The sequence below is a fragment of the Methylobacterium sp. GXF4 genome (assembly GCF_000272495.1).
In the GTDB taxonomy this organism is placed as follows: Bacteria; Pseudomonadota; Alphaproteobacteria; order Rhizobiales; family Beijerinckiaceae; genus Methylobacterium; species Methylobacterium brachiatum.
The window spans coordinates 1-12,998 of the sequence record NZ_AKFK01000112.1 but is presented as its reverse complement, the minus strand read 5'-3'; the positions used below and the strand labels follow the sequence as shown (position 1 = coordinate 12,998).

The following is a 12,998-nucleotide window of genomic DNA, read 5'->3' as shown; positions in this document are numbered from 1 at the left end:
GCGGCGGTGGAGGAGCAGGGCGCGGCGACCCAGGAGATCGTGCGCAATGTCGGCCAGGCGGCGGCGGGCACCGGCGAGGTGACGAGCAACATCGCAGGCGTCGCGGGTGCCGCGGACGAGACCGGCCGGGCGGCGGGCCAGGTGTTGAGCGCGGCGACCGAGCTCTCGCGGCAATCCGAGCATCTCACCGCCGAGGTCGCCCGCTTCCTCGATACCGTCCGGGCGGCCTGATCGCGGATCGCGCGCCTCCCTGGCCTGGACCGGCCCGAGTCGATAGAAGGCCCCCGACGGCCGGCGCGGACGGCGCCGGCTCCAGGGAGAAACCATGCCTCGCCTGTCCCTCATCGCCGGAGCCGCGTTCATCGCCATGACAGCAGCCGCGAATGCCGAGATCGTCACCCTGCCCTCGGGCCTGAAGTACCAGGACGAGGTCGTGGGCACCGGGCCCGAGCCGAAGGCCGGCCAGCAGGTCACCGTGCAGTACACGGGCTGGCTCGACGAGGGCGGCAAGAAGGGCAAGAAGTTCGATTCCTCGCGGGACCGCAACCAGCCCTTCAGCTTCCCGCTGGGCGCCGGCCAGGTCATCAAGGGCTGGGACCTCGGCGTCGCCACGATGAAGACCGGGGGCAAGCGCACCCTGATCATCCCGCCGGAGCTCGGCTACGGCGCCCGCGGCGCCGGCGGCGTGATCCCGCCGAACGCCACGCTGATCTTCGACGTCGAGCTGCTCGGCGCGAAGTAAGGTCTTCGCTGCGCGAGCGCGAGAGAGTCCCGAAAGAATGCTGTTCGCGCAGCTGCCCGACGAGCTGTTCAAGCCCCTGGCCTCCCCGAGCCGGGGCTTCAACGCGGCCCTGCTGCTGCACCTGCACCGGCGCGTCCTCGGGGCCGAGCCGGTGCGCAAGGCCGAGTTGCTGGCCGAGATCGGCGATTTCGCCGCCGGCTGGAGCGACCCCGAGATCCTGGGCGACGAGCCGATCTCCGCCGACCCGGCCGAGCGGCGCAACGCCCTCTACCGCCGTCTCCTCGACACCGGCTGGCTGATCGAGCGGCGCGAACGCTACGTGCCGGTGGTCGAGTTCGACCCCGAGGCGCGCCTCCTGCTCGAGGAGCTGTCGCGCCTGGAGCGCGGCGAGACCCGCTCGTATGGTGGCGCGGTGCTGGAAGTGCTGGGCGGCCTCGAGAGCGCCGTCTCCGATCCGGCCAACCGATCCGAGGCGCTGTCGAATGCCGCGCGGGCGTCCGCCGCCTTCCTGGCCCATGTCCGTGGCCTCGCCGCCGGCATGCGCAAGGTCGAGGAACGGATCCTGCGCGAGCCCGACCGGGCCAAGACCTTCCGGCTGTTCTTCGAGGATTTCGTCGAGCGCCACCTGATCAGCGACTACCGGACGCTGCACACCCGCTTCAACCCGTTCCGGTTCCGGGCCAGCGTGGTCCGCGAGGCCGGCCGGGCCCTGCGTGACGCCCTCACGGTCCGGGCGCTCGCCGAGGGCCTGATCCGCGAGGGCCGCAGCCCCGATCTCGACACCGCCCAGCGGGCGGTCCGGGCGGATCTCGCCCAGATCCTCTCGGTGTTCGAGGGGCTCGACAACCATCTCGACGCGGTCGATGCCGTGGTGGCGCGCCTGGAGCGGCGGATCGGCGCCGCGCTCCACGCCATGGACCGGCCGGACCCGACGGGAATCGAGCGCACCGCCGCGATGCTGCGCGCCGTCGGCGCCGCCGAGGTGGCGCCCGACGTGCCGCCGGTGGTGTCGCTGCTGCGGCCGCCGATCGGCCAGGCCCACCTGCAGACGCCCCGCGCCCGCCGCAGCGCCATCGATGTCGAGCCGCTGCCGGATGTCGATTACGACCCCGCGGTCGACGCCTTCGCGGTCGCCAAGGCCGAGTTCCGCCGCCGGACCACCGTGACGCCGGAATCCATGACCGCCTTCGTCGAGGCGCGGCTCGGCAAGGCCGTGTCGCTGCGCGGCTCGCAGATCACGATCGAGGGGGTCGACGACTTCGTGGTGTTCCAGCGCCTGCGCGAGATTGACGTGCTGTTCGATGCGCGGCTGCGCGACCGCTACGCCGTGGTCCGGCTGCCCGAGCGGCTGGCCAATGGCTGGCTGGATTGCCCGGATTTCGTGGTGGAGCGTCGCGTCGGTGCTTGAGGGGTTTCGCGCGATCATCGACGGCGACGAGCCGCCGCCGCCGGGGGCTCGGGCGCCCGATGCCGAGGAGCTGTGCCGCGCCCTGCAGGTGATGCTCAAGGGCCAGGTGATCTACGCCGACACGCCCGGCATCGGCCGCTCCTACGAGCTCGCGCGGCACTACGCGCCGTTCTTCACCGACTACTTCGCCTGCCTCGGCTACGCGCTCACGGTCTCGCACCGCGACCAGATGGTCTCGCTGAGCCCGGCCGCGGACGCGCCCCGGCACGACATCGCCTCCGAGCGGCTGCGCAAGGACGAGACCCTGGTGCTGCTGGCGCTCCGGCTGCTCTACGAGGAGGGATTGCGCGACAACCGCGCCGGCACCGACGGGATCGTCGAGTGCACCACTGACGAGATCGTGGAGAAGATCCGCGCGGTGGCGCGCAACGAGCCCCCGGAAGAGGGCCGGCTCGCCGACATCCTGCGCCTCTACGCCCGCCGCGGCGGCCTCAGGATGGGCGAGCGCGACCGCGTCGAGAGGGTGACGCCGCTGTCGCTGCTGCCGGGTCTGGCGGTGCTCGCCTCCGACGCCTGGCTGGAGCGCCTGCGGGCGTGGTCGGAAGCCGGGGAGCTCTGAGAGCAGCCCTCCCCGTCATGGCGCGCAGCGAAGCAATCCAGGGCGGCGCGCGATCTGAGAAGGTGGCGCTTCTGGGTTGCTTCGCTGCGCTCGCCATGACGGCGTGGTGCGTCAGGCCGCCCGCACCGTCGCCAGAAACTGCGCCACCTCGTCCCCGAGCTGCGACGCCTGGCGGGCCATCTCGGAGGCCGAGTCGAGCACTTGGCCCGCGGCGTTCCCGGTCGCCTCGGCGGCGCCGGCCACGCCGGTGACGTTGGCGGTCACCGCCTCGGTGCCGGACGCCGCCTGCGTGACGTTGCGGACGATCTCCTGGGTCGCCGCGCCCTGCTGCTCGACCGCCGCCGCGATCGCGGTCGCCATGCCGCTGATCTCGCGGATGCGGGTGGCGATGCCGTCGATCGCGCGCACCGCCTCGTCGGTCGAGCCCTGGATCGCGCCGATCTGGGTCGCGATCTCGGCGGTGGCGCGGGCGGTCTGGGCGGCGAGCGCCTTCACCTCGGTGGCGACCACCGCGAAGCCGCGCCCCGCTGCGCCGGCCCGGGCCGCCTCGATCGTCGCGTTGAGCGCCAGCAGGTTGGTCTGGTCGGCGATCGAGGAGATCAGGGTCACGACCTCGCCGACCCGGTGCGCCCCGGCGCTCAGCGCCTGGACCAGCTGCGCGGTCGCGGCCGCCTCGTGGACGGCGGTCTGGGCCAGATCCGCCGAGGACCCGACCTGGCGGCCGATCTCGTCGACCGTGGAGCCGAGCTGCTCGGCCGCCACCGCCACGGTGGTGACGTTGGTGGAGGCCTGCTCGGCCGCCGCGGCGGCGCTGGTCGACTGGCCGGCGGTCTGGGTCGCCGTGGCGCTCAGCCCCTGAGCGGTGGCCTGCAGCCGGGTCGCCGCCGCCGCGACCGAGCCGACGATGCCGCCGATGGCGGTCTCGAACCGGTCGGCCAGCATGTGCGTCGCCTCCCGGCGCTGGGTCTCGGCCTCGACGCGGGCCCGGGCCGCCTCGGCCTCGAGGGCGCGGGCGTGCAGCAGGTTTTGCCGGAACACCGCGACGGTGGCCGACATGGCGCCGATCTCGTCCCGCCGGGCCGCGTAGGGGATCGCCGCCTGCGTGTCGCCGTCGGCCAGGCGACGCATCGCCCGGGTCATGATGGTGATCGGCCGCGACACCCCGACGAAGCTGTAGAGCGTCGCCCCCAGGGCGATCAGCAGCGTGACGCCCAGCATGATCACGGTCGAGCGGACGGCCTCCGCCTGGCTCCGGCGGGCGTTCCGGCCGGCCTCGTCGCCGGCCTTGATGTTCATCTCGGCCAGCGCGTGCGCGGCCCCCGCGGCGGCGACGTAATGGCCGTTCATGCTGCCGCGGAAATACGCCATCGCGGGTTCGCGCTGCTCGAGCGTGAAGCCGCGCAGCCGCTCCCAGTCGTAGTGCTGGATCTTGAGCTTGGCGAGCAGGTCGTCGAACAGGGCCTTCTCCTCGGGCGAGGCGATCAGCGCCCGGTAGGCCTCGACCTTGGCGTTCCGCTCCCGGGTGAGCGCATCAACCTCCTTCACGGTGAGCTGCCGCTCGGTCTCCGCCGCCGCGGTCACGAAGCGGACCTGCGCGAGCCGTGTCCGGATCACCAGGGCCTCGATCGCCTGCGCCTCGTTCATCGACAGAACCGCGTGGTCGAGCAGCGTAGCGAGCTGCCGGTCGAGGGCGATCATCTTATGGATCGCGAATCCCCCCTGAAGCGCGGCGGCCAGGAGGAGCAGAGCGAAGAGGCCGCTCAATTTGAGCTTCAGACTGGCGCGCATGATTTTTATCGATCCCCCCGGGCGGGAACGATACCGGCGCCGAATTGTCTGACAAGTGGTCGATCGCGCCGGCGGTGACAGGCGGGGGCCGGCAACGCCGAAGCTTGCATGCGCGGCCGAACCCGGCCAACTGGGCCGCGCGTCTTCCTGCAGCGTCCCGGCCTCCCGACATCGTGTACGTCCTCACCGATATCGCCATCTCCAATTGGTACCTGATCCGCCGCGAGCAGATCCGGCTGCGGGGCGCCGCCGCCCTGGTGGGGCCGACCGGGGCCGGCAAGTCCACGATCTTCGACGCGGTCGGCACGGTGCTGGCCGGCAACAATGCCAGCCGGCTGGCGCTCAACGCCTCCGCCTCCGGGCGCAGCGCCCGCACGGTGCGCGACTATTGCCTGGGCTGGATCAGCGACCCGGCCGAGGGCGGCCGGCCGACGCGGGAATCCTGCGAGACCGTGCTGGCCCTGGTATTCGAGAACCCGGCCTCGGGCCGTACCGTCACGGTCGGGCTGGCGCTCGCCGCCCGGGCCGTGGAGCCGCGCGAGACCGTGCTGTCGCGGTTCATCGCGGTCGGCCACCGGTTCGAGATCGCCGATTACGCCCGCACCGCCCCGGGCGGCAGCTACACGGCGCCGTGGAGCGAGATCGCCGCCGACCTGCGCGCCCGGGCGGCGAGCTTCACCGAATACCGCACCTCCGGCGAGCGCTTCACCGCCGACATCCTGGCGACCCTGCGGGAGGGCGCGCCCTCCCCCGAGCCCCGGCACTTCCTGCGCAGCTTCGCCAACGCGGTGGCGTTCAAGCCGATCTTCGACACTAGCGCCTTCGTGCGCGCCTTCGTGCTCGACCCGGAGCCGCTGGATGTCGAGCGGGTGCGGCTCTCCATCGCCAATTGGCGCCGCCTGCTGGAGACGATCGGCGAGCTGGAGAGCCGGCTCGCCCGGCTGCGCCGCCTGCGCGACCGCTACGATGCCTGGAGCGAGGCGGTGCTGGCCGCCGCAGCCCATGAATTCCGGGCGGCCTGCGCCGAATTGCGCCGCCGCAGCCTCGACCTCACCGCGGTGCGGCTGCGCCTGCGCGAGGGCGCCGACACGCTGCGGATCGCCCGGGAGCGCGTCGCGGCGAGCCGCGGGCACGTGCGCGAGATCGACGGCGAGATCGCCGAGAAGAAGGCCCTGCTCGCCGGCAGCGCCGCGGAGGGGCGGCTGGCCGCCTCGACGCTCGGCCTGTCGATGCTGGAGCGGGACCGGAAGGAGCTGGTCGCGCGGGTTTCCGACCTCGTCGGCCTTGTGGGCCAGATGGGCAAGCTCCAGCCGGTCGCCCCGATCCTGCGCCAGGCCTGCCCGCCGGCGGCGCGGCTCGCGGAATCCTGCGCCCGCGCCGGCCTGCGCCGGGAATCCTCGCCCGAGGAGATCCTGCGCCCGGACGGGCCCCTGGCCGAGCTGATCGACGGCCTGGCGCGCCTGCCCGAATTCGACGAGGCCCTGGAGCGGGCGGCCGAGGATGCCGCGCTCAAGGCCCGCGCCCAGGAGAGCGAGGCCGAGCGCACCGCGCCCCGCACCGGGGGCGGCTCGGCCGCACGCTTGTCCTCCGACACGGTTGCGTTCCGCGGCGAGCTGGAGCGGCGCGGGATCGAGGCCTTGCCGATCTGCGAGCTGGCCGAGATCGTCGATCCGACCTGGGGGCCGGCGCTCGAAGGCCTGCTCGGCCGCGCCCGCGAGGCCCTGGTGGTCTCCCCCGACCGGCTGAGCGAGGCCCTGGGCGTGCTCCAGTCCGGCCGCGACCGGTTCCACCGCTGCATCCTGGTCAAGACCACCGACACCGCCAAGCAGCGCTCGCGCCGCTACGATGACGGGCCGCTCACCGTGATCGAGACGAGCGATCCGCACGCGGAGGCGTTCCTGGGGGTGCGGCTCGGGGGTTACGACCTCGCCCGGGACGATGCCGAGCTGGCCCGGCTGTCCCGCGCCGTGGCGCCGAGCGGCCGGACCACCGCCGGCATGGCCTATTCAGTCACCCGCAACGTCGACCTGCTGATGACCCGCGGCCATCGCGGCCCCACGGTCGACAGCCGCCGCGCGCACGAGGCCGCGGTCGCCGAGGCACGGCGGCTGCGCGGGGAGGCCGCGGTCCTGCGCGAGGCCGCCCGTACCGCTGCGGCGGTACGGGCGCGCATCGCCCGCGGCCTCGACGACATCGACGCCCTGCGGGGCGAGCTCGACGGGCTGGAGGGACGGCGGCGCACGCTCCAGACCGAGCGCGAGGGCATCGAGAAGCGCGACAATGCCGGCCTGACCGCCGAGATCGCGGCGCTGACCACCGAGCGGGTCGGCTACCTGCGGGAATTGTCCGAAGAGCTGGAGCCGAAGCTCGACCGCCTGCTCGCCGACGAGGCGGCCTTGCGGGCGCGCCTCGGGCCCGTGCGCGAGGCGGCCCGGGCCGCCCTGGCGGCGCGGCGCTCGGCCCTGCGGCAGGTCATGGGCGGCGACGCGGCGCGGGTGCGCCTCGCCCGCTCCGAGCCGTTCAGCGTCGGCGTGATCGCGGAGGCGCGGGGTGCCCTCGCGGGCCTCGACGCCAAGGCCGCCGGCACGCGGGCCGCCACCGAGCGCGGCCTTGCCCGGGAGGCCGCCGAGGCGGCCCGCTCGCACGGTCGGATCGCCGAGCGCGAGCTGACCGAGGCCTGCTCGGCCTGGCGGGTCGAGAATCCGTTGAATGCCGGCGACGCCCCGGCGATCGACGGCTATGCCTGGGTCCGGCGGGAATACGAGGCCGTGGAGGGCCACGAGCTGCGCCGCTACCGCGCCCAGGCCGAGCGGGCCGAGGTCGAGATGCGCCGGCTCATGACCGAGGATCTGCTGACCCGCCTGGCCGACCGGTTCGAGCGGGTCCATGCCCGGCTCGCGGCCCTGAACGAGCGGCTCTCGGCGCGCAGCTTCACCGGCCAGACCTACGCGTTCGAGGCGGCGGTGGACCGCCGCTACGCCGCCGTCCACGCGCTGGCCACCGAGACCGCCCGCTCGCCGGAGGCCGCGCAGGCGCTGCTGGCGGGCGAGACCGAGGGGCCGATGGCGGCGGCTCTGGAAGAGATCACCGCGCTGATCGCCGGCCAGGAGGATGCGGCCCGGCTCGCCGATTACCGCAACTACTTCGTCTACGAGATCGGCATGAAGGACGCGGCCGGCAACCGCACCACCATGTCGGCGCGGGCCCTGCGCGGTTCGGGGGGCGAGGCGCAGGCGCCGTTCTACGTGGCGATCGCGGCCTCGCTCGCCAGCGCCTATTACCCGGGCGACCGGCCCGGCGACGAGAATCCGGGGCTGGGGCTATGCCTGCTCGACGAGGCGTTCTCGAAGCTCGACGTGCGCAACAGCCAGGCGCTGGTCGATCTCTACCGCGCCTGGGGGCTGCAACTGCTGATCGCCGCCCCGGAGGACAAGCGCACGACGCTGACCGAGGTGATGGACACCATCGTCACCGTCTACAAAAGCCCGGATCTGACGTCGGTGCGGATCGAGGCCGAGCATCCGCTGGAGGCGGCGCGCCGGGCGCTGCACGCGATCAATCCGGAGCAGGTCGGGATCGAGGGCTTCCGCCGCTCGGACGCGGCGGAGTGAGCCGGCGGGGTACCGGGGCGGAGCCTGTGGCCGCCTTCCCCGGTATCCCCGTTGTTCTCGGTATCGCGTCTCAGTTCAGGTAGGTGCGGATCCAGTTCGGGGAGAGGATCTCGCCCTCCTCGGTGATGATCCAGGGCTGCTTGGCCGGATCGGTCAGGGCGCCGGCGGCGGCGGCGATCGCCTCGCGCAGGGTGCCGTACCGCTCGGGCTGGGCCAGCGGGGTGCTCGCCGGGGCCGTGCGCCAGATCGTGAGATCGGCCGGGCGTTCGAGAGCTTCGGTTTCCATGAGTCCTTATCCTTCCGAACCGTTTGGGACCGTTCAGATCCCCGTCATCCGGTCGAGCCGGCCTGCTGCGGGGAGTGAAAGGCTGAGCGTCAATGCAAGCATCTCTGCGGCAGCTTTGCGATCAATTTGGGCATTTGAGGCATCAGCATCTAGTCCTAGCGCGCAGGAAAAGGTGCGGTACCGTGTTCCATGTCCAAACCGGTCGTGTCTGATCCGCCGTGAACTTGCGAGAATTGTGGCCATCGATAGATGACCATTCCGTTAGCCAATGCGCGGCGGTATCCGAGGTGCGCCAGGCCACGTCAGGAGCACCGCGGCGACCGCCCTGTATCCGTGTTGACGCCCTGATCCTGAACGCGCACTTAAGACCCACGCCCGCCCCGGGGCCCTGACTGGAGACTCGCCCTTGCCGGACCGTACCGTGCGCATCCTGGCCGCCGCGGTTCTGGTCCTTCTGGCCCTCTACGTCGCGCAGCCCTACCTGCAGCCGCTGCTCTATTCGGCCGATGCGCCGCGGGTGATCGCGGCCCGGGGCGATCTGGCACAGTCCGAGCAGACCACCGTGGCGCTGTTCGAGCGGGCGAGCCCGTCCGTGGTCCACGTCTTCGCGCAGAGCGCCGCCACCGGCCGCGACCTGCTCGACCCGGACGACGAGGGCGGCGAGCAGAGCGGCACCCAGACCGGGACCGGCTTCGTCTGGGACGGCGCCGGCCACGTCGTGACCAACACCCATGTCGTGCAGAACGCCGCGCGATCGGGCGGCTCGGTCTCCGTGCGGATGAGCGACGGTGAGGTCGTGTCCGCGACCCTGGTCGGGCTGGCGCCGTCCTACGACCTGGCGGTCCTCCGGCTCGGGCGCGTGACCAAGATGCCGCCACCGCTGGCGATCGGGTCGTCGGAGGATCTCAAGGTCGGCCAGTCGACCTTCGCGATCGGCAACCCATTCGGCCTCGACCACACGCTGACCACCGGGGTGATCAGCGCCGTGCGCCGGCGGATGCCGACCAGCGCCGGGCGGGAATTGTCCGGCGTCATCCAGACCGATGCGGCGATCAACCCCGGCAATTCCGGCGGCCCGCTGCTCGATTCCGCCGGCCGGCTGATCGGCGTCAACACCGCGATCGTCTCGCCCTCGGGGGCCAGCGCCGGGATCGGGTTCGCGATCCCCGTCGACGTGGTCAACCGCGTCGTCCCGGAGCTGATCCGGGTCGGCCGGGTGCGCAATCCCGGGATCGGCATCATCGCCGCCCAGGAGGCGGCCTCAGCGCGCCTCGGGATCGACGGCGTGGTCGTGCTGCGGGTCCTGCCCGGCTCCCCGGCCGCGCAGGCGGGCTTGCGCGGCGTCGATCCGCAGACCGGCGACATCGGCGACGTGATCGTCGGCGCCAACGACCGGCCGGTCCATCGCCTCGCCGACCTCACGGCGGCGATCGCGGAGGCCGGGCTGGGCGCGCCCGTGACCCTCAAGGTCGAGCGCGACGGCCGGATCCGGGAGATCCGGATCACCACCGCCGAGGTCGCGGAGAACCGCCGGTGAGACGCCTCGCGTTCCTCGCTCTCGCCGGGCTGATGGCCGCGGGCGCCGCGGCCGCCGAGCAGCCGGTGCGCTCGCGCCTCTGCCCGGAGGACCTGCCCGAGGGCGTGCGCCTGCCGCCGCGGCCCGGATGCGACGCGGCGGCGCCCAAGCCGCCCCCGGCCCGGCGCGGCTTCTACGACCTCGGCGGCGGCACGACGGTTCAGATCGGTGGCCGCGTCGGCGCCGAGTTCGGCGCGCGGCGATAATTGATGGTCCTGTTTGCGGTCCTTCTGGCCGGCCTCACGCTCTGGTGGCTCTCGAAGAACGACGACGGCCTCGGCCGCCGGCTCGGACGCGCCTTCGGCAAGGGCCTCGGTGCCCTCGTCGGTACGGTCCGGCCCCAGAAGGTCGGCGGCGTCCTCGCCCTCGCGGCGGCGGGGTTCCTGCTGCTGCACGGGAACTTCGTGCTCGCGGCCCTGCTCGGCCTCGGCGGCATCTGGATGATCGAGGGGCAGGCTGCGATGAACGCGCGCCTGATCCCGCTGCTCAGGCCCTTCGTCGACCGGGGGCGTCGGCACCGGACGGCGCTGATCGACATCCGGGTGCGGGCGGACGGCAGCCTCAGCGAGGGCCGGGTGATCGCCGGGCCCCGGGCCGGGGCCTGGCTCGACGCCTTGGCGGTGGCGGTCGTGATCGAGCTGCTCGCGACCTGCCGTCAGAGCGACCCCGAAGGCGCCGCCCTGCTAGAGCCGTATCTCGACCGCCGGGCGCCCGGCTGGCGTGTAGACGCTGAGGGCGATCGTGACCCGCGGCCGGGACGCCCGGCGTATCCAGGGGCGATGACGCAGGAGGAGGCGTACCAGATCCTGGGGCTTCAGCGCGGGGCGACCGCTGAGCAGGTCCGGACGGCCCACAGGTCGCTGATGAAGCTCACCCACCCCGACCAGGGCGGAAGTGCCGAGAGGGCGGCGCGGGTTAACGCGGCCCGAGACAGGCTTTTGAACCGACATCGCTGAACTCCACGCGCGTTGTCAGATACTTACTGATTCGCAGCCGCGGGCAAACACAGCCGCGACTCCGCCGTATCGGCGCACCCGTCGGGCGCGACGCTGGTTGTTGAGGTGGTTCAGCTGCGGGTCGCGAAGCAGCTGAAGCCGCTGCGCTTCAGGGCCGTGCAGGCATCCTGCGCGGCGTCCTGCTCCGAGAACCCGGAGAAGCGGGCGCGGTAGAGCGTGGTCCCGCCATGCTCGACCTTGACCGTGTAGGGCGCCGCCTTGGACAGGCTGCCCCCGGCCTTGGCGCGCGCCTCGGAGAGCATCGAGCGGGCCTTGGCCTCGTCGTCCATGGCCCCGAGCTGGATCACCCAGGCGGTGGGGACGACGCGGGTTCCGGTGATCGCCTTCGGCGGCTCGTCTCGCTCCGAGGACGCCATCCGGGCGACGGTCTTCGACGCGCCGGGGAACGGCGCCTGTGCGCTGCTGGTGCCGGCATAGGCCTGGGCCGCCTTCGGCAGGGCCTGCGGGCCGGGCTTCCAGGTGCCGCCCGGCGTCGTGGTCGCCCGGGAGGGCGTGATGTCCAGGGGCTCGCCGGTGGTGCCGGTGGTCTCGACATCGTCGTCGTCGGCCGAGGCGACCTGCGTGCGGGTGCGCGAGACCGCGTCCGCCACGACCGCCGGCCGGGCGCGCTCGGCGACCTCGGTGACCGGCGGCGCCTGGCGGGCGCCGGCGAAGGCCCGCGGCAGGCTGGAGCGGACGAGGTCGGCCATGATCCGGTCGCGGCTGGCGCCCGACTTGCCGCCGAGCACGATCGCCACGATCTGGCGGCCCTCGGATTTGGCCGCCGTCATCAGGTTGAAGCCGGAATCGCGGGTGTAGCCGGTCTTGATCCCGTCCACGCCCTGGACGTTGCCGAGCAGGTGGTTGTGGTTGCCGATCACCCGGCCGCGGAACGCGAAGGAGCGGGTCTGGAAGTAGCGGTAATAGTGCGGGAACCGGTCCTGGATCGCCCGGGCCAGGACGGTCAGGTCCCGGGCGGTGGTGAGCTGGTCGGGATCCGGCAGGCCCGACGCGTTGGCGTAGCGCGTCCGGCTCATGCCGAGCGCATGCGCCTTGGCGGTCATCATCTGGGCGAAGCGCTCCTCGGAGCCCGCGATGTTCTCGCCGATCGCGCAGGCCACGTCGTTGGCCGACTTGGTGACGATCGCCTTGATCGCGTCCTCGACCGTGATGGTCTGGCCGGGGCGCAGGCCGAGCTTCGAGGGCGCCTGGGCGGCGGCGTGGGCCGAGATGGTCAGGTCGGAATCCAGGGCGAACTTGCCGCGCTCCATTTGCTCGAACAGCATGTAGAGCGTCATGACCTTGGTGATCGAGGCCGGGTGGCGCAGCGCGTCCTCGTTGACCGCGTGCAGCGTCTTCCCGCTCTTCACGTCCACCACCATGGCGGCGTAGGGCGGGTTGTAGCCGCCGCTGGCCGCGTGGTGATGGTGATGCCGCCCGCGCCGGGCCTCGGCCGGGGCGGCCAGGGCGGTCAGGACCGCGGCGGCCGCCAGGGCGGCCGGCAGCGCGGGGATCGTCCGGGAGCGGCCTACAACGCTACGCATCACGCCTGATTGCCTCGCGAGACCGGCTCTGGCCGGTCGTATCTCTGGTGCTGGCCGACGCTGACTGCGTGGCCCCGCTGCATCGTTTGAGAATTAGGCGGGTGCAGTTACAGGCCCGTTAATGCGAACCCCGCGACTTCCGAATCGTGTCGTTCCGGGCGCGGCTTGACGATGGCGGATGCGACGCACAATCTTCGGGCAGACCCGGTTTCGCCGCCGGAATCGGCCGAGTCGGGCCGGCCCGGCGACGGCAAGCTGGAGGCCGGCCATGCAGCGACCCCCCGCCCTCCCCGACACCCACGCGATTCACACGCCGCGGGCCGGATTTCTTATGGCTTGGCGGGGCGTCCGGTTCGCGGTTCACGCGCCCCTTCCCTCCCCCCTCTGCGGGGGAGGGTGGCCCGCGAAGCGGGTCGGGAGAGGGGAGCG

10 protein-coding genes and 1 pseudogene are annotated in these 12,998 nt (G+C 72.7%); 8 read left to right on the top strand and 3 right to left on the bottom strand.

Features of this window, described 5'->3' with window-relative positions; genetic code table 11:
- The 4 genes and pseudogenes from WYO_RS28450 to WYO_RS28435 all read left to right on the top strand — a co-directional run.
- Positions 1–231: pseudogene (locus tag WYO_RS28450) on the top strand (methyl-accepting chemotaxis protein); the annotation flags it as partial.
- 94 nt (positions 232–325) lie between these two features.
- Entirely contained in the window at positions 326–742 is a 417-nt protein-coding gene (locus WYO_RS28445) for an FKBP-type peptidyl-prolyl cis-trans isomerase (RefSeq protein ID WP_007569323.1), read from the top strand.
- A 37-nt stretch (positions 743–779) separates the two neighbouring features.
- On the top strand, positions 780–2,150 hold the full coding sequence (locus WYO_RS28440; protein ID WP_007569321.1) for a Wadjet anti-phage system protein JetA family protein: 1,371 nt from the start codon (positions 780–782) through the stop codon (positions 2,148–2,150).
- The gene (locus WYO_RS28435) at positions 2,143–2,769 is read left to right on the top strand and encodes a DUF4194 domain-containing protein (RefSeq protein WP_007569319.1); all 627 of its coding nucleotides are present in this window, start codon (positions 2,143–2,145) and stop codon (positions 2,767–2,769) included. The genes WYO_RS28440 and WYO_RS28435 overlap by 8 nt, the downstream gene beginning before the upstream one ends.
- A gap of 111 nt (positions 2,770–2,880) precedes the next feature.
- Here the strand turns inward: WYO_RS28435 and WYO_RS28430 are convergent, their stop codons facing one another.
- Complete coding sequence (locus WYO_RS28430) at positions 2,881–4,557, bottom strand: HAMP domain-containing methyl-accepting chemotaxis protein (protein ID WP_007569318.1); 1,677 nt, start codon at positions 4,555–4,557, stop codon at positions 2,881–2,883.
- Between the two features lie 173 nt (positions 4,558–4,730).
- Between WYO_RS28430 and WYO_RS28425 the strand changes: the two genes are divergently transcribed.
- Positions 4,731–8,168, top strand: a complete 3,438-nt coding sequence (locus WYO_RS28425; RefSeq protein ID WP_007569316.1) for an SbcC/MukB-like Walker B domain-containing protein — start codon at positions 4,731–4,733, stop codon at positions 8,166–8,168.
- Between the two features lie 70 nt (positions 8,169–8,238).
- Here the strand turns inward: WYO_RS28425 and WYO_RS28420 are convergent, their stop codons facing one another.
- Positions 8,239–8,454 (bottom strand): hypothetical protein, encoded by a 216-nt coding sequence (locus WYO_RS28420; RefSeq protein WP_007569315.1) that lies wholly within the window; start codon positions 8,452–8,454, stop codon positions 8,239–8,241.
- Positions 8,455–8,860: 406 nt separating this feature from the next.
- On the opposite strand from WYO_RS28420, the gene WYO_RS28415 reads away from it, so the two are divergent.
- From WYO_RS28415 to WYO_RS28405, 3 genes are read left to right on the top strand one after another with little or no spacing between them, the layout of a single operon-like run.
- A complete protein-coding gene (locus tag WYO_RS28415) occupies positions 8,861–9,991 on the top strand; it encodes a trypsin-like peptidase domain-containing protein (protein WP_007569313.1) in 1,131 nt (376 codons plus the stop codon).
- Positions 9,988–10,236, top strand: a complete 249-nt coding sequence (locus WYO_RS28410; protein WP_007569312.1) for a hypothetical protein — start codon at positions 9,988–9,990, stop codon at positions 10,234–10,236. The genes WYO_RS28415 and WYO_RS28410 overlap by 4 nt, the downstream gene beginning before the upstream one ends.
- Before the next feature lie 3 nt (positions 10,237–10,239).
- The gene (locus WYO_RS28405) at positions 10,240–10,986 is read left to right on the top strand and encodes a DnaJ domain-containing protein (RefSeq protein ID WP_007569309.1); all 747 of its coding nucleotides are present in this window, start codon (positions 10,240–10,242) and stop codon (positions 10,984–10,986) included.
- A 110-nt stretch (positions 10,987–11,096) separates the two neighbouring features.
- Here the strand turns inward: WYO_RS28405 and WYO_RS28400 are convergent, their stop codons facing one another.
- Positions 11,097–12,569: an SPOR domain-containing protein gene (locus WYO_RS28400; RefSeq protein ID WP_007569308.1), complete on the bottom strand. Its 1,473-nt coding sequence runs from the start codon at positions 12,567–12,569 to the stop codon at positions 11,097–11,099.
- Positions 12,570–12,998 lie beyond the last annotated feature (429 nt).

Coding starts and splice junctions, on each gene's coding strand:
- WYO_RS28420 (WP_007569315.1), bottom strand. CDS start 8,454: ATGGAAACCGAAGCTCTCGAACGCCCGGCCGATCTCACGATCTGGCGC.
- WYO_RS28440 (WP_007569321.1), top strand. CDS start 780: ATGCTGTTCGCGCAGCTGCCCGACGAGCTGTTCAAGCCCCTGGCCTCC.
- WYO_RS28405 (WP_007569309.1), top strand. CDS start 10,240: ATGGTCCTGTTTGCGGTCCTTCTGGCCGGCCTCACGCTCTGGTGGCTC.
- WYO_RS28430 (WP_007569318.1), bottom strand. CDS start 4,557: ATGCGCGCCAGTCTGAAGCTCAAATTGAGCGGCCTCTTCGCTCTGCTC.
- WYO_RS28400 (WP_007569308.1), bottom strand. CDS start 12,569: ATGCGTAGCGTTGTAGGCCGCTCCCGGACGATCCCCGCGCTGCCGGCC.
- WYO_RS28445 (WP_007569323.1), top strand. CDS start 326: ATGCCTCGCCTGTCCCTCATCGCCGGAGCCGCGTTCATCGCCATGACA.